Consider the following 18,438-nt stretch of genomic DNA (forward strand, 5'->3'; position numbering starts at 1 on the left):
GTGGCCACGACCAAGCTTCACGAGTTATCTTAAAATGAAATACACGATTTGGAATATAAGGTAATAAATTAGTCCCCTTGTTTTGCGGTCGATTTTGCACTTGCACTCCTTTTGCTGTGGGATTGTCCTCTACACCAACGAATAATCCAAACTTAGGTTCAAAATGGACCAAAATGTATAGGTCTGATTCCGGGTTTTATGCCAAAGTCCCCAGTAAATGCACTTGAATTTCGTCAAGAAACCCAGCAAATATAACAGTTTGATTGTAAAACCGCTTGCAGTGGTACTAATCACAATCTATGATGCTCTTGACCTTTCTCTCTAGTGAAGGAGCATATATGAATCGAACTAAATTTATTTTAACGCTGGGTGTCTTTGCTGTTGGGGCGGCAAGCCAAGCAACAATCTGCTTTGACAATGTTACGGCGAACTTCGTAGGTGGTGGCATTGCTCAGGGTTCATCGGGAGTGATTGGCGCGAACACGATCACGAGATTCTTCTCACAGAAGCTAATCGTCAATCCTTCGTTTGCTAACAAACCTGTGAACCGAATCCAGTTTAGCGTTGCGAACTTCAACGCTGTGTCGGTTTCTGCGCGAATGCGCGTTCGTTTCCATCAGACGAATGGTGCCGGTGGTGGCCCAGGCACTCTGTTGGTCGGTTTTAGCTTCAACCCGCTCACCTTTGGCCCTGGAGTTACGACAGTAACAGGAACACTCGGCGCTGGCCTCGTGATTCCTGCAAACAATGAACTGTGGGCAGGTTTGGCTTTGGACAACAATGCCGGCACAACTGGTGCAACACAGGCTCAGCTCGACAATATGGGGCAAGGATTGTTTGGTAACCCACCGAGCGTCGGAACGACACAGGATAACGTGTTCTTCAGCAACGCTCCGGGTGACTTCCTTTCAAACAACCCCGCCGGAACGATGGGACCGATCACCTTCAACGGCGCAAACCGTGCTCTTGGATGGAGACTTGAAGCAGTTCCCGAGCCCGCATCGATGGCTGTCCTCGGCATCGGCGCTCTCGCTCTTCTTCGCCGACGAAAGAAGGCTTAGTAGGTACGATCAAATCCTCTAAAAGAAACGGTTCGTGACTTCATCGTCACGGGCCGTTTTTTTGGCGGTCAGGTCTTTGATTGCAATGCTAATCTCAATCTGTACTTCGATCAGAGCCTCAGCCAGCAATTTTAACAGGTTTGACAAGTGTGAGGCTTATCAATCCAGATTCGACTTATGATCTAATCATCCAAGCGTCTTGGAGGAAAAGATCATGCGAAATCACAAAACACTGTTCGTCGTTTCAATTCTTATGACTGGCGCCGCTGCCCAGGCCGTGACCATATATGACACCGTCACCGCTGCCCCAGGATTTGGTATTTACACCGGTCCGGGCAACCGCCTGAGTGGTGACAACTTCGCCCCTCCTCAGCTCGGCCCAGGACAACATTGGCGCATCACCGGATACACAGCCACTGCATTTGCGTCCGACGCCGGTTTGTACTCGAATATGATGGTGGACATCAATTTCTACAACTTCGTCGACCTATTCGCCGTCACCTTCGAACCGGCCTTTGGCGAGTTAGCGGGTTCTGCGCATACCGACCTGCCAGGGACATTCAATGCCTCTGGGGCAGGAAGCGGTTTTTCCTATACGGTCAACGGGCTATCGATCGACCTCAATGAGGAGCCCACAAATCCGACAACGGGATACGGGTTCGAAGTCCGCTGGAGTAGCACGGGACCAGGAACCCTCTCAAGCGGCTACGCGGACATTGGATCGTCGGTTGTTGACAGCTTCTGGAGCAACGGAATGTACATCGACTTCATCCCCGACGATGTGCTCGATAACCTTGAGTTCACAAATTTTGACGGCTGGACAAACGGCAACTTTGCGATCCAGATTCGGGCGACTGCCGTGCCCGAGCCGGCTACCCTAGCGGTTCTTGGTGTCGGTGCGCTGGCGCTTCTGCGTCGGAGAAAGAAGGCGTAAACTTAGCGCCCAAAGCGGCAAATGATGTGCAGAGTTCCTCCCCTTGCGGGGAGGAACCTTTGAACGTGACAAAAAGTGGGCGGGGTGAAACCCTCTCAGCCCTTAACTCGCGCCCTTACCGACTCACCCTAAACCCGCTCGGAAGCCGCAGCTCGGCAAAAGTATCCATCGCAAAGCGGTCTGTCATACCTGCCACATAATCGACCGCTCCCTGCACTCCAACGAACCCTTCTGGCAGATTCCCAGCCTCGCAGAAGTGCAAGAACAGCTCCTTCACAACGCTCTGCGCCTTATAAATGTCCGGAAAGATAACCGGATATTGCAGGTAAACCGACTCAAATAACCACTCCTTGAGAGTGTTCATTTTGGACATCAGCGGTGGGGAGAGCCGAATCGCGGGCTGGTCCAAACTGTTCAGGATCACATCCTCCACCATCGCGCCGATTCGCCTACTGTGCGAATCTCCAATAGCCAAAAAATCAGCAGGTATCTCTTTGATAATCTGCGAGCGAAGGGCATCGTCGAGGTCGTGGTTCATGTAGGCGATACGGTCGCTAATCCGCACAACGGCCGCCTCCAAGGTGCTCACCGATTCTCCATCAGAGTCGCTCAAATCTTTGCGCCCTTTGCTGTGTCCGCCGATCCCCTCCCGCGTCTCGTGGGTCAGGTTCAGTGGCGTGAGAATGTCCACCACCTTGAGCGACTGCTCATAGTGCCGAAACTGGGTTGGAGCCCCCTCCATCCCTGCTACTCCGCTTTGATGAAGCCCTTGCAAGGCCTCATCAAGAGCGCTCTCACCAGCATGCCCAAACGGTGTATGCCCGACGTCGTGTCCCAGTGCAATCGCCTCGATCAAGTCCTCGTTCAGCCTGAGAGCTCTCCCGATCGTCCGAGCGATCTGGGCCACCTCCAACGTATGTGTCATTCGCGTTCGGAAGTGGTCGCCCATCGGTTCAATAAAGACCTGCGTCTTGTGTTTGAGTCGGCGAAAAGGCTTGGAGTGGAGGATGCGGTCACGGTCGCGCTGGAAGCATGTGCGGACGGGGTCGGGGTCTTCGAGAGTAGGTCGCCCCTGGCTTTCAGCGGCCTTCGCCGCGAACGGCGAGAGGCGCATAAGTTCGTCTTGCTCGATGGATTCGCGAACGCGGTGAGACACGGATGATTGTGGCACGAGAAGTAAGGGAGGGAACTGCTCCGTCAGTTCCTCACACAGGACTCCCCTCCTCGTCAACGCCGAAGGCTTGATGAGGAGGGGGCGGGGGGTGGAGACAAAAAACTATCGCGTTGCGGCTCGCTGCGGAGTCTTGCGTGGAGTGTCTTCACCCTCAAAGCCACTAAGCTACCAGAGGGCTACCTGTGCGACTACTAAAACCTCGAAAACCGATGCTTCAGCAACGTCCAAAACGCCTCCGGCGCATCCGTCCACCGAATCTTCTTCCCAGCTGCCTTCGACCGGGGCTCATACCGGACAGGGATCTCCAGAATCCTCTCGCCCAACCGGATCGACTTCGCCGTCACCTCCGGGCAAAACTCAAACCGCTGACAGGTTAGGTTCATTTTCGTCAGGAGATCGGTTCGAAACGCCTTGTAACAGGTTGCCTCATCGTGGATATTTCGCCAAAAGAGAAGCCGGACCGACCACGCAAGCATCCAGTTCACCAGCTTGTTCGGCAGCGCCATCCCGCTGGGCATACCGTGGGCAAAGCGGTTGCCGTAAACCACCGCGGCCTTTCCGTCGAGAATCGGCTGGATAAGGTCGGGAATCTCCTCGGGGAAGTACTCGAGGTCGGCGTCTTGGATGATGACGGTCTTGCCCAATGCGTGAGGAATCGCTTTGCGGATGGCGTTGCCTTTGCCACCCCGCGCAGGATTGGTGAGCACGGTGATCTTGTCGCCATAAGATCGCAGAATCTCCGGCGTACGGTCGTTGCTGCCGTCGTCGATTATGATGATCTGCTTAGAGATGGGAAGAGCGAGCAACCGGTCGATGACATCGCCGATGGTGTCTTCCTCGTTCAATGCGGGAACGAGGATGGAGACCAGGGGCTGTTCGGCGTCGCTCATGAAGTTACCAATATACTCGGCATGACCGGACTCGGTCCTATGCCCTTTGGGTGTGTCTTATAGGACATATTCGTCTTATCAGACCTATTCAAAAGTGAATCCTCCGGCCTCGCCGGAATCCTTGTCCTGCCGCTTGCTTCCAGCACACCACGTTCCAAACTTATCTTCTCAACCGTTATTGCGCCGAAAAGGTTCAAATCTTTGTTCAAATCGACCACAGGGTTTAGACTGTGCAGCAAAGCCTGCTTGGCTGCTTCGCTGGCGGGACCGTCGTCAAACACAATTCTTGCGTTGGTGAGCATCAACCGATTCCCGTCAGGTGAGGTGATCTTGGCAAGCACAAAAAAGCCGGTCTTGATAAAGATAAACTCGCCAAAACCCTCCACAAAGGCGTAATCATCTCTGATCCGAACGCTCACCTGCTTGATTTCACGGAACTTGTGGAGGATAAACGCCTCAAGGTCTTCTTCCAAGATGCGCACCACGCCAACCCCCTCACCGCTTTTGCTGAGGCGGATTTGGCGTTTCGAGATGGCGAGTGCGTAGTCGTAGCGGCAGTCAGGGATTTTGGCCTCAAGCTCCTCAATCCGCAAGCCACCCAAACTAAAGTTGTTTAGCTTCAGATTGAGCTCTCGAAGGACACCCTTTTGGGAGCGTTCGGGTTCGGTGAAGAGGGGAAGGGAGTCGAGTGTAAAGTCGGATGCAGTGATGGTTGCCCGCTTGATATCCCCCATCGGCCCGCCGATGATGCCGTTGAGCTCGGTGTGAACCGAAACCTTCTTATCGGGTCCGCCCAGCCGGGAGAGAATGTCTTGTGCAGCTGTGCGCTCAAAGCTCTTCACCTCCGCATTCCCCAACCCGAACAGGAGCCCAAGCCCCAGCGCGAAGATAGGAATCATCGGCAACCTCGACAAACTGTATGAAAATCACCGGGCCATTGGGGCATGGTGAATTGTAACGCGGTCCGCACGGCGTAGTAGGGAATCGGGGGAAAATGTCAGTCATCAGTGAACGGATATCCTTGATTGCAGATTGCAGATTGCAGATCGCTGATTGCAGATTGCAGATCGCTGATCGCTGATTGCAGATTGCAGATTGCTGATCGCTGATCGCTGATCGCTGATCGCTGATTGCCGATTGTTGATTGCCGATTGCCGATTACGGATTACGGATTACGCGAATATGACCAACCTCCCCTATCTCCATCTCTTAGAGCCCGCAATCGCCAAGGACTACGAAAGCCTGCGCGCCGGCCAAGGCTGGTACCGCGACACGTCCAAAGCCCTCGTCGAGCTGCGTGGGGAGGACATCCACGATTGGCTGCAAGGTCAGGTTACAAGCGACGTTCGCAAGCTCGCCGTAGATGCGCCGCTTCAAGCTTGTATGTGTTCACCCACGGGCCAACTTCTCGCCGACGTCACGCTTTATGAAGACAAGGATCGAATTCTGATCGAAACGGATCGTGTCAGTGTGGCGGCGGTCATGAAGCGAATCGAAACAATGGTCATCATGGAGGATGTCGAAGGGAAGGACTTGTCGGCAGGGTTTGACTTATTCGTTCTTGGGATCACCCATGAAGTCTTGCCCTCCGGAGCCATCGTAACCATGACTGCCGGACCCCGCAATGTTTGGGTCCCATCAGGATCGCAGTGGGTGCCAACAGGGCTTGAGATCGGACCCGAGGCGATTGAGATGGCTCGCCTTGAAGACGGTCTTCCTCGTTTTGAGAAAGACATGACAGAGAAGACCCTGCCTCCCGAAATGGGCGCAAGGTACGAAGCTTCACACATCAGCTACACCAAGGGCTGCTACACAGGCCAAGAGATCTTGATGCGAATGCATAGCCGAGGACACACCAACAAAACGTGGGTGCGATTTACTAGCGAAGGGCTGATCGAAGAAGGCGTCACGATCGAATCTCCCCAAGGTGAGAAAATCGGTACGGTCACCTCTAGTGTCGTGTCCCCACGTTTTGGCTACCTTGGGGCAGGGATGGTGAGGAATCAGTGGACTGCCGCCAACACGGAAGTACGGGTCGGCGGCAATTCTTGCATCGTCATTGACGACAGCGCATTTTGACTTAAGTGATAACGGTTGGGGTCACCCCATTTCCGCCCGAACCCGTTCTGCCCTCATGCTTTGGGCGCAGGTAGAACAGATAGCTCAGCCCAAGGATCGCGACACCGAGAGTGATCAAGATCACAATTCGGATTGGCAAATCAAGGCTGGCAAGGTCAAGCAAAACGATCTTTGCCAGAGTGAGGCCGAGCAGACTAAAGCTGGCGAACCGTACCGCCCGCCGATTGGCGATAAACCCAAGCGGCAGCAGCACCAGTCCAACCGCCGCCCACGAGATCGTCAAACGAGCGTTCTCCGGTATCGATTGCAGCGCGAGCAGCGAAAGATTCCCGGTAAGAAACCATCCGATGCACGATGCAACAACCGACAGCAAATCCGAATTCGCAGTGTCCGGTTTACCCTCAGCGCGCCGACGGTCAAACAGTCCGCTAGTAAAAGCGACGAGAACGGTCAACGCTATCAGGCTTACAAGATGGATCTGTTCACTGTAGATAAACCCATCGGAAGTGTCCGGGCGACTGATCATGTCCAAACGACGTGTCACGTACACCCCGACAGCCAGCCCCAACTCTCCCCATGCCAGCGCTGCAAGGATGCGTGAACGCTGCACCAAAGCGATCGCTGCCAGTGCGGCCGCAATTCCTGTGTAGATCACCAACAGATGGCTGCCATGCCATGCCAACGGTGCGACAGCAAGCGCCAATATGCCCGCAGAGCCGTACAGCCAAGGCCGAGATTCGGCGTGGGCAAGGAGTCGGGTGCCTGTTGCCAGCACAGCCGAATAAACCCAAAGCATCGCGCCTGCTTCCCATCTTAATGACAGTCTAACGGGCCCGGTCAGGTCCGATCCAGGAAGTCCAATGGAGACTAAGAATCCAAACCCAGCGAGCAAGCATGCCGGAAGCATGTAGATCGCGGAATAACCCTCGTCCTTCTGTAAGTTGAGGCGCCAAGCAAACGGTAGACTGAGTGCAAGGGCATAAATCTGAGCGATCATTCCGCGCTCAAGCAGTCCGTAGCTTGATCCAATCAGGATGGGAAAAAGCAGAATCCCCAACACAACCCCCATCCATATCGCCGCTTCCGACCACCTTTTCCAGAGTGTGATCGTGACGACAACAATTGTCGCGCCAGTATGCATCGCAAGCACGAACGGCCAATTCATCGTGTCCCCAAAGCCGTTGCCCATCGGCACGACGACCGAGAGCAGACACATACCGAGTCCGGCAAGGCTGACCCAAGTCACACTACGCCAAAGGCCAATCCCGAGCAATGCTGCGCCGTACCCAGCGGTAACGAATGCTCCCTGGTGTACTCCGAGCCGTGTATCCAAGACAAGGGGAAGGAGCGCAAGCACAAGCACAGCGCCGATGCCCGCAAAAACGTCATCCCATTTCTTGTAAACACACAAGACAATAGTGGTGGCGGTCGCGACGGCGTGAAGAGCAAGGCTCGCCCAGATCTCAGAGTTCGGATTGAGGGGCGGTGAGGAGCGCCACACAGTGGCGAAGGTCATCGCGAGCAATCCCACGACAGAAATGGCCTTTGCCCCTCGAAAGTTGCCGAGTCCGGCAGCAGAGAGGCCATAGGCTGAAAAGATCAGGGCTTGATTAAGCCCCGCCGTCGGGATGTTCAGCGCGATGGGAATCAAGAGTGGAATGGCGGCATAAAGACAGCCAGTAAGCACGTCGTCCCAACGCTTGCGTAAGCAGATGCCACATGTCGCAGCCGTGACTGACGCGTGCAGCGCCAGCGTCATGGGCCACCCGTCAAACGTTTCGATGCCAGATTTCAGCAGCGGTGTGAGGCTGGCGATCAACCCACCCACCATGCCGATCACAACAAAGGCCTTGGACCCACGCACAGAACCAAAAACAAGGTTCGCAGCTGAGTGCAGGACAAAGAGCCCCACCATCAACTCACCCGGATAGAGATCAAAAGTGAGATGTCCTCCTGCAAACGTCAGATACATCCCCGCCGAGCCGACCCCTAGCAGGAGTTGACCAATGGATTCCTCTTTGCGATCTCGCCAATAGCCAATGCCGAGGAACGAAATACAAAGCAGAATCGCGCCCCAGAACTGCATGGCGGGCGTGAAAAATCCGCGCTGAATCGCCAGTCCCGTCAAGTACGAGATGCCCAGTACAACAAGCCCAGCGCCCGCCCAGGGAAGGACCTTGCTGCCCAAAGCTAGTTCGGCATCTTCGGCGGATGTGGTAGCCGACTGTTGAACTGCCCTTTGCGGTTGCTTAGCAGTCATCGCGCCTATCGGTGGACGCGCTGGCGTCGCCAAGTCCGTATCCCACGCTACCGGATGGATGATCGGAGGAGGAGTGGGAGTTGGTGCAGACTGCCCTCTCATCGGTGGAGGGGCCTGGACCGGTGCGGCGGCTTGCTGCCGTGTTGAGCCCGCTTCCAATGCCGAGACCCGGCCCTCCAGTCGAGTGAGGCGGTTCAAGATGTCGCGATTCAGATCGTCGTTCATGCGTTTCGCTCCGATCTGATCTTCGCATGGGTTGTTTTCACACACCAGATTTCTCTCGATAAGGACCAAACAATCGGTACTCAGAGGGCCCGATCTGCGTGTAAGCTTAGGTCCTTAGAGGGATTGGATTAAAGATGAAGATCGGGATTTTTACCGCACTGTTTGGAGACAAATCGCTTACGGAAACGCTGGACATCGTGAAGGCTGAAGGGATTCAGGCGGTGGAGTTTGGAGCGGGGGCTTATCCAGGGTCGGCCCACCTCGACGTCGACAAGATGCTCGACAGCAAAGCCGAGCGCGAGCGGGTCGTCAAGGAAGTGGAGAAGCGAGGCCTGATGATCAGCGCCATCAGCGTCCACGGAAACCCACTTCACCCGAACAAGAAGATCGCCGACGAGCATCACGAGGTCTTTGTCAAAGCCGTCAAGCTCGCAAGCAAAATGGGAATCGAGTGCGTGAACGGCTTTAGCGGTTGCCCTGGCGACCACGCCAACGCCAAGAACCCTAATTGGGTGACCTGCGCCTGGCCAGACGAGTTTCGAGAGGTCTTGGATTGGCAGTGGTCAAAGCGCGTGCTGCCGTATTGGAAGAAGCAGGCTGCGTTCTTAAAAGAGCACAACGTCAAGTTCTGCATCGAGATGCATCCTGGCTTTGTTGTCTACAGTAACGACACCCTGCTCAAACTCCGCAACGGTTGCGGGAAGAACGGCGACGCCATCGGAGCGAACTTCGACCCTTCGCATTTGTGGTGGCAGGGGATCGACCCCATCGCGGCCGTCCGCGAGCTTGGCGCTGAGGGGGCTCTCTATCACGTCCACGCTAAGGACACACGAATCGACCCTTACAATTCAGGCCGCAATGGCAATCTCGATACAAAGTCCTACGGCGACATCTTGAACCGATCCTGGGTGTTCCGAAGCTGCGGCTATGGGCATGGAGTGGATTGGTGGAAAGACTTCGTTTCTAACCTGAGGATGGTGGGTTACGATCATGTGCTTTCCATTGAGCACGAAGACGGGCTGATGAGTTCGATGGAGGGCCTGCGCAAGGCCGTAGAGTGTTTGAAGCAAGCCGTGATCCAGGAGTCGGCGGGACCGATGTTTTGGGCTAAGGAGTGAGGAGATGCGATATCTGCCCAGGCGATTGATTCTCGTGTCAATGTTCGGGATCATCCTTGTCGGGGGATGCGTCTCAAGGCCAGGGTCACCCACAACAGCTGCGAAGAAGGATGGTTTGCGCTTTGTGTTTGCCCACGATTTTTCCACAGTGCCCGTTGGCAGCACTCTTAAACCTAACGAGATCCGAGATAACACGGTGCGTAAGCTTGAGATTGTTGCTCAATCGCTCACCGAGGGCGGCGCGGTCGTAGGCGGCAACGCGCACGAAGTTGTTGTTGAGTTGCCAGGCTATCTCGACGTCGCGGCCGCACGAAAGGAGTTCCTTAAGAATGAAAAGTTCGGCATCTATCACGCCCGAAATGTAACCACCGCTCTGGTCGCTTCCAGGACCTACAGTCAGGCTGGAACGGGCACAAAGGGTTCAGAAACTTACATCACGTTTACAGAGCGTCGACACCCGGAGAAAGAGCTTTCACCGGGTGACGCTGAGTACGCAAAGATGATCGAAGGCTGGGATCTGATTCTGTCGTCAGCAGAGATCCTCTACGCGAGACCAGAACTGATGGGCGAGGGCAAATACATACCTCTTGTGACATTCAACGCAACGGGATCGACTGCGGTAGAAGCCTGGTCGCGACGGTACTCAAATCGAGAGGAAAATGTTGCCTTCATTATTGGCGATTCGGTCATCAGCTTTGCACCGCTCAAACGTGGCGCCATTCTACGCGACAATGCCATGCTGGCTGGCGAATTTACGACAGAAAGCGTGAAGAGCCTTACCGATCGCATCAGTGCAAGTGCGCTAACCGCTCACGTCAAAGAGATTCGCGTCGAGAGAATGCTGCCATCAGACAAATAGCGCGTCCCGGTTGGATTGTCATTCACTCAGTTGATTTACGCCTATCGCGCAAAGGTAGCCACAGTGTGCCAGGCTTGGGTTATCTGCAGTTAAGCCGAAATGCCCTAATGCCAAAGTGCTGCTACCCTGTCCTTCCGGTATAATTCGCCGTCAGACCACTTTGACTCTGGAGATTCCTTTTGCGTTCGCGTAGCTACTTATTCCTTATCATCGTTCTAGCCTTGGCAGGTCTTTCCTGGTGGCTTCATACCATCCGCCCAGTGAGTTATGGGTTGGACGTGAGTGGCGGTGTCCGCTTCACGTACCAGATGGATACCAGCAGGCTGACGCAAGAGCAAAGGACGGAGATTGGCAGGATACGAGAGAACCTCGTTAAGATCCTATTCGCTCGTTCGACGGGCAGCCTAGGCGTTGCTGAGCCGAACATCCAGACAAAAGGGACCGATCAGTTCATCGTTGAACTCCCTGGTTTAACCGATATCGACATGGCACGTGCGGTTATGAGCACGACCGCGCGTATCGAGATGTATCACGCCAAGAACGTAAGTACGCGTCAAGCGTTGAGCCGACCGTACACCGAAGGAAGTCGGTACGACGACAAAGGGGCTCCATACGTGTCCTTCACGAAGCGGTCGAATCCCGAGAAAGAGTTGAAGCCTGGCGACCCCGAGTACACCGAGATGATCAAGGGGTGGGGAGATCCCATCGTCTCCGGGGAAGATATTATCGATGCCAGACCCGAGATACAAGGTGGCAATAAGTTTGTGCCTTTGATGCGGTACTCCGATGCAGGCTCCCGCAAGATGGAGCAATGGAGCCGCCGGTTCACCGAGCGTGAAGAGAACGTCGCCATCGTGCTTGACGGAAAGGTACTGAGCATTGCCCCATTGCAGCGCGGAGCCATCCTACGCGATAACTCGATCATTACTGGCGACTTCAGCACCGAATACGTTCGGACGCTGACCGACTTGGTCAAGTCCGGTTCTTTGCCCGTCGATCTCAGTGAGATCCGTAGCGAGAAGGTTGACCCGACCATCGGTAAAGCCGCTCTCGATCAGATTTTGAAAGCCGGTGTTATCGCCTTCGCGATCATCGCTGTCTTTGTCGTCGTCTACTATGTTTTCCCTGGAATCGTCGCTCTAGTCGCCTTGCTGCTGTATGTCCTCTTTACGATGACGACGCTGCAGTTGATGTCGGCAACGTTCTCGCTTGCAGCCATCGCCGGTTTCATCCTGTCGATTGGTATGGCAGTGGACGCGAACATCCTTGTCTTCGAACGTGTTAAAGAAGAGCTTCGAGAAGGCAGGACGCTGCAATCCGCCATTGACATCGGCTTTAAACGCGCCCTCTCTGCCATTGTCGACTCAAACGCCTGTACGATCCTCACATCGTTGGTTCTTGTCATGCTCGGCTCTGGTCCGGTCAAGGGCTTCGCAACGACGTTGATCGTTGGTGTCGTCATTTCGCTCTTCACCGCAGTCGTGATTACGCGCTCCCTGCTACAGTTCCTTGTCGGTTCCGGCCTCGGCGCCAATCCGAAGTGGTATGGCTTGAATCGCCAGTGGTTCGGCGAAGGTTTAGAGCGAGACGCCTCCAAGCGAGCGCTGCCGATCATCTCAAAGCGGAATCTATTCTTCGTAATCTCCGTTCTGACAATCATTCCCGGCCTCATCTTTATGGGTATGGGCGGCCTCAAGCCGAACGTCGAGTTTACAGGCGGTCTGGAGGGTGGCTATAAGCTCACCGACTACCCCGACATCAAGAGTGAAGATGTTGCGAAGAGGCTTGATGACGCAGGTGTAAAGGGCGGGAACATCAAGTTTGCGTACTACACCGACGAGGTCACAAAGCAAGAGACGCGCATCATGTACCTCAACGTGCCCGTTTCTGGACCGTTGAAGGATCTTGAAACCCCCCAACAAAAGCGGGACAAGGTCACTGAGATCGCAGGCTTTAAGAATGACGATGTCGCCAGCTTCACCGAAGTTGGCCCCAGCGTTGCCGAAGAGACGAAACGAAGCGCCATTCTGGGTGTCATCTTTAGCGCATTGCTTATCATCGTTTACCTCGCCATTCGGTTTGGTGTGAGCATGGGTGGATTCAACGTCGGTCTGCGATTTAGCAGCTCCGCGATTGGCGCCCTCGTCCACGACATCATGGTCGTCATCGGTCTTGCCGCCGTGTTTGGCTCCATCTTTGGATGGGAAGTGAGCGCGTTGTTCATCACTGCGATGTTGACGGTCATCGGCTTCTCCACCCACGACACGATCGTCATCTTTGACCGAATTCGTGAGAACCTGCGTAAAGGAACGTCGGGTGAAAACCTTGAGGGCTTGATCGACCGTTCGATCACTCAGTCCATCGCCCGTTCGATCAATACGTCTTCGACCGTTATCGTCACGCTGATTATCTTGATCTGGTTCGGTTCGGCAACTCCCGAACTGCGCTTCTTCAACGTCATCATGCTCTGCGGCATCGTCTCAGGAACTTACTCTTCCATCTGGAACGCATCGCCGATCCTGTATGTGATCGACCGATGGATCATGAAGAGAAGTGGCGAGAAGGCGGGTCTGATGGCTATCGCAACCGAAGAGCGACAGAAGATGCGGATGCTTGCCCAACAGGCTAGCCACACAACAGTCGATGACTCTTCTGCAGGCTATGGACAGGTCAAGCGAAAACGGACAAGCGTAAGCCAGCAAGGCCGCCGCGATCTTGATGAGGACGAGTAAGGATCGGAGTGGAGTGTTAAGCGCTGAGTTTTCAGCGCTTAACACTCCGAGCTTAGTCTGAATATTCCAGTTCGCGCAGCACGCGCCGGTTCATACGCCACTCTGCAGCGTGGGCAACATGCAGGTCCAGGAACACCTTCTGCCCAAGCAGCTCTTCAATCTGCACGCGGGCCTGAGTGCCGATCTTCTTGATGAAGGCCCCACCCTTGCCAATCATGATGGCCCGTTGACTGGGTTTCTCCACAAGAATCGTGGCGCGGATGCTAAGTAGCTTTTCGGTCTCTTCCCAAGCATCGATCCGCACAGCGGTAGCGTGAGGAAGCTCTTGCTTCGTGGCGCTAACGACTTGCTCGCGAATCAGCTCTGACACCCAAAACCGCGTCGATTGATCCGTGAATTCATCAGACGGAAAGGTCGCTTCTCCCTCGGGCATTTGCTCAAGGATCATGGCAAGCAGTTTCTCAAGATTGTGCCCCTTGGTTGCCGTCGTAAGCATGTAAGCCTCTTCCGGCACCGCAAACATCTCTGTGTACACCGAGATGCGCTCCTCCACGTGTTCGGCATGGAGGACGTCCATCTTGTTCAGGACAAGAATGACAGCGGTGTCTCCACGGACATCTGGCGCGACCAGGTTTGCGATCCGACGATCCATATCGTCGGGCTTCTTTGAGGAATCCACGACGATCAAAATCAAATCGACGTCCGCAAGCGCCGACTGCGCTTGACGCACCATCGTCTTGCCAAGCTCCGTGTGAGGCTCGTGGATGCCTGGAGTATCGACGAAGGCGATCTGATAACCCTCACCCTGTGCGATGCCCAGGGCGCGCCTGCGGGTTGTTTGCGGGCGGTTGCTGACGATGCTTACCTTCTGCCCCACAAAGGCGTTCAGAAGCGTGCTCTTGCCAACGTTGGGCTTTCCGATGAGTGCTACATGGCCGGACTTCATACGTTAATCTCTCTTGCGGAACATCACGTTCATTTCGATGTCCGTTCCAGCCGCTTCACGGTTAGGCTCTGGCGAACCTGAAGAAGCCCCCGAGCTTCGGAAAGTGAAGGACGGCATTCCGGCTCCGCCTTCATTGTTGCCACCACGACCCCTCTGCCGCCGCTTGCGACGGTGACGCCCAACGCTGACTTCCGGCTCTTCGCCTTCCGCCTCCACCTGCTCCTGAGCATCGAAGAGGTTGCGTGGCAAGAACCAGTCTTCAGAAACCTCTTCAGGCAAACCACCCTCCATCCAATCGTTAAGCGCCATGACTTGCACGTCGAAAGTCATCAGATCGTGACGAAGTGTGTTTTCATCCTGTGTTGGGATGTCCTCCATGTGGAGAAGCTCTTCGGGAGGTGTCGCCAATAGCGCTTCCAATTCGCTCTTCACGCCGACAAGGAAGACATGGGTCGATCCATCGATGGCGTGGAACTTAATGCTTGTGGATTCCATCTGAACCCATTGATCGCGCAACAGGTTGTAAGCCGACCAATTGCTGGGCAGTGTAATCGTTCTCGGTCCTGTACCCGTGCAGTGCACAGTCAAGAACGGCGCTCGGACGTGGACGACGTCATCTTGGAAGTTCCAAACGTGCGCCCCTGCGAGTTGGCCCAATGACCTCACAAGCGCGGGCGTAACCACCGGCTCGCCCATAAACACGGATGTCCAGTGCAAGCTGCGGTCCGGCTCCTCGTTGAACTCACGAATGACAAAGCTCGGCAAGCCCGTCTGCGTGTATTCGCCGAGGATGGTTGCCTCTTCGGGAATGGCAAAATAGCTCGGGTGGAGCGGAACTCCTCCGATCATGCCCTGGTCGCCAAAAGCTTCGCAAAGCGGATGCCGACGGTTCAGCAGAGTCGTTCCCGTACGGCTTGAGAAGGGTTGCGGCTTAAGGGCAATGCCCGTAATCTCCCTTGCTCTTTCGAGAGCCTCGCGACCGGAATCAAATATCCCCGCGCCGTAAAGCCAGAACAGCACCTTGTTGTCCCGTTGAAGGCGGCTCTTGATGGATGCGCGCATCTCTGGGCGGATATCCCAAGCGTTCAAGAAGATATACAGCTTCGACTCGGGGAACTGCTCTCGGTGTGTAAGATCGCTCAGCAGATAAAAGCCAGCAGACAAGCCTGATCGCAGAACCGACTCGCGCACGTTCTGCACGAGCAGGGCAAACGAATCTTGATCGACAAGATAGGCAAGCGAGCGTTCGTCAATAAAGACGGCAACGTCCGGAGCCGTTAGATTTGCCCCCATGCGTGTGGTCAAAGCTGCTTCGGCCTGTTCGCCTCGCGTCCAGATCGCCGGAGTGTTCAGCCAACCATTGCCCCAAAGGTCCATCCAGCACACGCCAGAGGCGTGAGCCAGCGCCATGCCGATGCCTCGCCAGTGGACGCTCTCAAGCGCTTGAGGAGTCTTGATAACGGGGTTGAAGTCGTCGGGCTCTTTGTAGTTGCTGATGGAGGTTTTGTAATCCTCTTCACTCAAGTACATCTTGCCGTTGAGCGGGAAGCTGTCGATCGGGGTGGGAAAGGCGGCGCTTCCGCCCGCTTCGCGCGTTCGATAGCTCGGTGGCCCGGCGATAATGTCAACTTCTGGCGTTCGCAGGAGTTTGCCAAGCGAAAGGTGTCCGCTCGATGGGTGTGTCCACTCAAACGTATATCCATAGCTCACGCCAACCAGGAAATTGCCCTCGCTCGCCTCCTTGGCAGTGTAGGCAAGATCGGCAATGCGTTCAACCGTGACATCGCTCAGGAAGAGGTGATAGTCCACCCAGCGACGCTCCTTACGGTTGACGCGCATAAACTTCTCACCAAGTTCTTGCGCTTCCATAAAGGGCGGAATGTCGAGCGTTTTGAAGTCGGATGTACCGTCGAACCAAGCAGCGCGCAAGGCAATGATGTCGTTGCGATAGCGCGTAACAGCCCAGTCGCGGAACTTTTGAACAGCCGCCTTGGACGTGTCATAGCCCTCCTCGGCAGGATGGAACCACTCTCCGCGCTCCAGGTGAACACCCATGATGTGTCCGCTCTGAGGGAGCTCACGAACCGCACTGATAAACTCGGCAAGGCACTCGCGTGCAACTCCCCAGAATTCGTCGTCACAGACACTTGGCTCAGCGGTGCGCCCCGATTCATTCAGATACTTCGCATCGGGAAAAGCGTTCTGCCATCCCGCTGGTGCGATGAAAGCCATTCGGAAGATGACCTGTGCCTCAGGGTCCACTTCAACGGTCTTTGCGAGCAAATAAGCCGCAAGCGAAACATCACTCGCCACATTCGCGGGATCGACTTCAAATTCGATCAGATGCGAATGAAGGTGGATTCCGGCTTCGCCTGCTCTCTTAATCTGTTCGAGGACGTTGTTTGCACGTCGCTCGTCCGAAGCGCTGCCGAAGAACGACACTGGCGGATAGACCTTGTGATTGCGGACGATTGTCGGGATACCGTTTCGCAAAACGACTTGAGGAGCGTCTTTCGGTGTTGGGATAAGCGGTTTGACTGGCTTTGGCGGTGGCTCGGGAACCGTGACCTTTTGCGGTTCGGGTTCTTTCGCCGCTGCCTTATCTTGGCGTCCGCCTTGACGCCTGGAGGGCTCTCGTCGACCCTTCGGCGCTTCTGCCTGCCCGTCGCGAGGTCGGAAAGTAATCTCGGGCATCTCCTCGTCGTCGAGGAGCTCGACGGGTTCTGAGAACTCTTGAACAGCCGTCTCAACGGTCTCAAGCGCAGCCTCTTCACCCTCGCGGCCTCTCCCGCCTCCACGCCGTCGTCGGCGACGCCCACGACGCGCGCCCCCTTCTTCAGAATCGGTTTGTCCGGCCTCGGCTGGGCGAGACTTGGACCTTCTCTGCGGCTCACGCCACGAGAGCGTCCAGCCCTCTTCTTCAAATTCAGGAATGAGAGTGGGCTCAGCTTGCGGGATGTGTGCCTCTGCCTCATCTTTTGGCGCAGGCTTTTTGCCGCCTCGCTTCGAGCGTGTGGGCTCTTGAACAACGTCGGTCGTTGGCGCTGACTTCTTGCCCGAGCGGCGAGCCTGGATTACGGTCGCAGCTACCGTTGCTTCCGCTTCGATAGCAGGCTTGGCCGCTGCTTCCTTTTTGGCGGATGGCTTTGCCTTAGTCGATGTCTTAGCAGATGTTTTTGCCTTGGCTGGGGTTGGCTTCTTTACCGGCTCGGCCTTGGCAGGGGTTGCTTTCGCAGTAGGCTTTTTAGCCGGTGCCTTTGGCGCAGCTTTGGCTGTTGCCTTTGCTTTGCTTGCGGTCTTTGGCTTTGGCGTTGAAGCGTCCGTCTTAGACTTCGCAGCCGCAGTTGTTTTCTTGGCTGACGCTTTCCGTGTCTTGGTTGCTTCAGGGGACGATTGAGGCTTGGCCTCAGGCTGTTGAGATGAATCTTTCTTGCGTAACATGGCGTGGTGTCGCGGACTGCTCGATCCATACGAGCAAGTCTTCAGGTCGTCGAAAAACGTAGTCAGGGCTCATCGCGGCTAGCTTGTCATACGGGGTCGCTCCATAGGCGACGCCAATAGCGGTTATGCCAGCGGCTTGGGCGCATTGCAGATCAAAAATCGAATCGCCGATCATCAGAACCCTGTCCGTGCTCAACCCAAGCTTCTCGCAGGCCAACAGAGCGCTGTCGGCGGCGGGTTTGGGGTTCGGCACGTCTGAGGCGCAAACGGTAGCAGTGATGGCGTCTGCGGCGGGGAACCTCTCCATAAATTGGTCGAGTTCCACTGTTGTCTTGCTTGTGACCAGGCAGGTTCCATATCCGAGCCTGCTCAGCTCAGATAGGGCAGCGACTGCTGGCTCAAAAAGCGACTCTTTGGCCTTGTGTGCCTCAAACCTGCCAATCGCGAAGGCCAGCGCTTCTCGCTGAAACTCGGATGTGGGTTCCTCTTCGACATAGAGTCGAAGCTGCGCCGCAAGGGGGAGTCCGATGATCGATCTCAGTTCCTCATCTGCCGGACGTAACCCGGCGTAACGCTCGAACATATCGCCGAGTCCGGCGACGATCATCCCGAGCGAATCGACGAGTGTGCCATCTACATCAAAGAGGACACCGTCGTATCGGGAGAGCGAAACGGGAACTGTCACTACGCTTGCCAGTATGACAGATTGAACTGCAAGG

At 55.4% G+C, this 18,438-nt stretch carries 13 protein-coding genes; 6 read left to right on the forward strand and 7 right to left on the reverse strand.

Going from position 1 to position 18,438, the window contains the following annotated elements:
• The first annotated feature begins 338 nt into the window (after positions 1 to 338).
• Together KF784_06925 and KF784_06930 are read left to right on the forward strand one after the other, a co-directional pair.
• Entirely contained in the window at positions 339 to 1,061 is a 723-nt protein-coding gene (locus KF784_06925; protein ID MBX3118782.1) for a PEP-CTERM sorting domain-containing protein, read from the forward strand.
• 214 nt (positions 1,062 to 1,275) lie between these two features.
• Positions 1,276 to 1,995 (forward strand): PEP-CTERM sorting domain-containing protein, encoded by a 720-nt coding sequence (locus KF784_06930; GenBank protein ID MBX3118783.1) that lies wholly within the window; start codon positions 1,276 to 1,278, stop codon positions 1,993 to 1,995.
• Positions 1,996 to 2,110: 115 nt separating this feature from the next.
• Here KF784_06930 and KF784_06935 read toward each other — a convergent pair whose 3' ends face one another.
• The 3 genes from KF784_06935 to KF784_06945 form a co-directional block, all read right to left on the reverse strand.
• Positions 2,111 to 3,151, reverse strand: coding sequence for a deoxyguanosinetriphosphate triphosphohydrolase (locus KF784_06935; protein MBX3118784.1), 1,041 nt, complete (start codon positions 3,149 to 3,151; stop codon positions 2,111 to 2,113).
• Between the two features lie 209 nt (positions 3,152 to 3,360).
• The gene (locus tag KF784_06940; protein ID MBX3118785.1) at positions 3,361 to 4,059 is read right to left on the reverse strand and encodes a glycosyltransferase family 2 protein; all 699 of its coding nucleotides are present in this window, start codon (positions 4,057 to 4,059) and stop codon (positions 3,361 to 3,363) included.
• Entirely contained in the window at positions 4,056 to 4,958 is a 903-nt protein-coding gene (locus tag KF784_06945) for a hypothetical protein (GenBank protein MBX3118786.1), read from the reverse strand. Before KF784_06945 ends, KF784_06940 begins: the two co-directional genes overlap by 4 nt.
• 283 nt (positions 4,959 to 5,241) lie before the next feature.
• On the opposite strand from KF784_06945, the gene KF784_06950 reads away from it, so the two are divergent.
• A complete protein-coding gene (locus tag KF784_06950) occupies positions 5,242 to 6,138 on the forward strand; it encodes a hypothetical protein (GenBank protein ID MBX3118787.1) in 897 nt (298 codons plus the stop codon).
• A gap of 1 nt (position 6,139) precedes the next feature.
• On the opposite strand, the gene KF784_06955 is transcribed toward KF784_06950, so the two are convergent.
• Positions 6,140 to 8,623: a DUF2339 domain-containing protein gene (locus KF784_06955; GenBank protein MBX3118788.1), complete on the reverse strand. Its 2,484-nt coding sequence runs from the start codon at positions 8,621 to 8,623 to the stop codon at positions 6,140 to 6,142.
• Positions 8,624 to 8,757: 134 nt separating this feature from the next.
• Between KF784_06955 and KF784_06960 the strand changes: the two genes are divergently transcribed.
• The 3 genes from KF784_06960 (at position 8,758) to secD (ending at position 13,332) form a co-directional block, all read left to right on the forward strand.
• Positions 8,758 to 9,741, forward strand: a complete 984-nt coding sequence (locus tag KF784_06960; GenBank protein MBX3118789.1) for a sugar phosphate isomerase/epimerase — start codon at positions 8,758 to 8,760, stop codon at positions 9,739 to 9,741.
• Between the two features lie 4 nt (positions 9,742 to 9,745).
• Positions 9,746 to 10,600, forward strand: coding sequence for a hypothetical protein (locus tag KF784_06965; GenBank protein MBX3118790.1), 855 nt, complete (start codon positions 9,746 to 9,748; stop codon positions 10,598 to 10,600).
• 221 nt (positions 10,601 to 10,821) lie between these two features.
• Positions 10,822 to 13,332 (forward strand): protein translocase subunit SecD, encoded by a 2,511-nt coding sequence (gene secD / locus KF784_06970; protein MBX3118791.1) that lies wholly within the window; start codon positions 10,822 to 10,824, stop codon positions 13,330 to 13,332.
• Positions 13,333 to 13,384: 52 nt separating this feature from the next.
• Here secD and era read toward each other — a convergent pair whose 3' ends face one another.
• Genes era through KF784_06985 form a run of 3 tightly spaced genes read right to left on the reverse strand, consistent with a single transcriptional unit; the run spans position 13,385 to position 18,404 of the window.
• Positions 13,385 to 14,278: a GTPase Era gene (gene era, locus KF784_06975; protein ID MBX3118792.1), complete on the reverse strand. Its 894-nt coding sequence runs from the start codon at positions 14,276 to 14,278 to the stop codon at positions 13,385 to 13,387.
• 3 nt (positions 14,279 to 14,281) lie between these two features.
• The gene (locus KF784_06980) at positions 14,282 to 17,719 is read right to left on the reverse strand and encodes a hypothetical protein (protein MBX3118793.1); all 3,438 of its coding nucleotides are present in this window, start codon (positions 17,717 to 17,719) and stop codon (positions 14,282 to 14,284) included.
• On the reverse strand, positions 17,685 to 18,404 hold the full coding sequence (locus KF784_06985; GenBank protein MBX3118794.1) for an HAD family hydrolase: 720 nt from the start codon (positions 18,402 to 18,404) through the stop codon (positions 17,685 to 17,687). The genes KF784_06980 and KF784_06985 overlap by 35 nt, the downstream gene beginning before the upstream one ends.
• Between the last annotated feature and the right edge of the window lie 34 nt (positions 18,405 to 18,438).

The sequence above is a fragment of the Fimbriimonadaceae bacterium genome (assembly GCA_019638775.1).
Taxonomy (GTDB): Bacteria; Armatimonadota; Fimbriimonadia; order Fimbriimonadales; family Fimbriimonadaceae; genus JAHBTD01.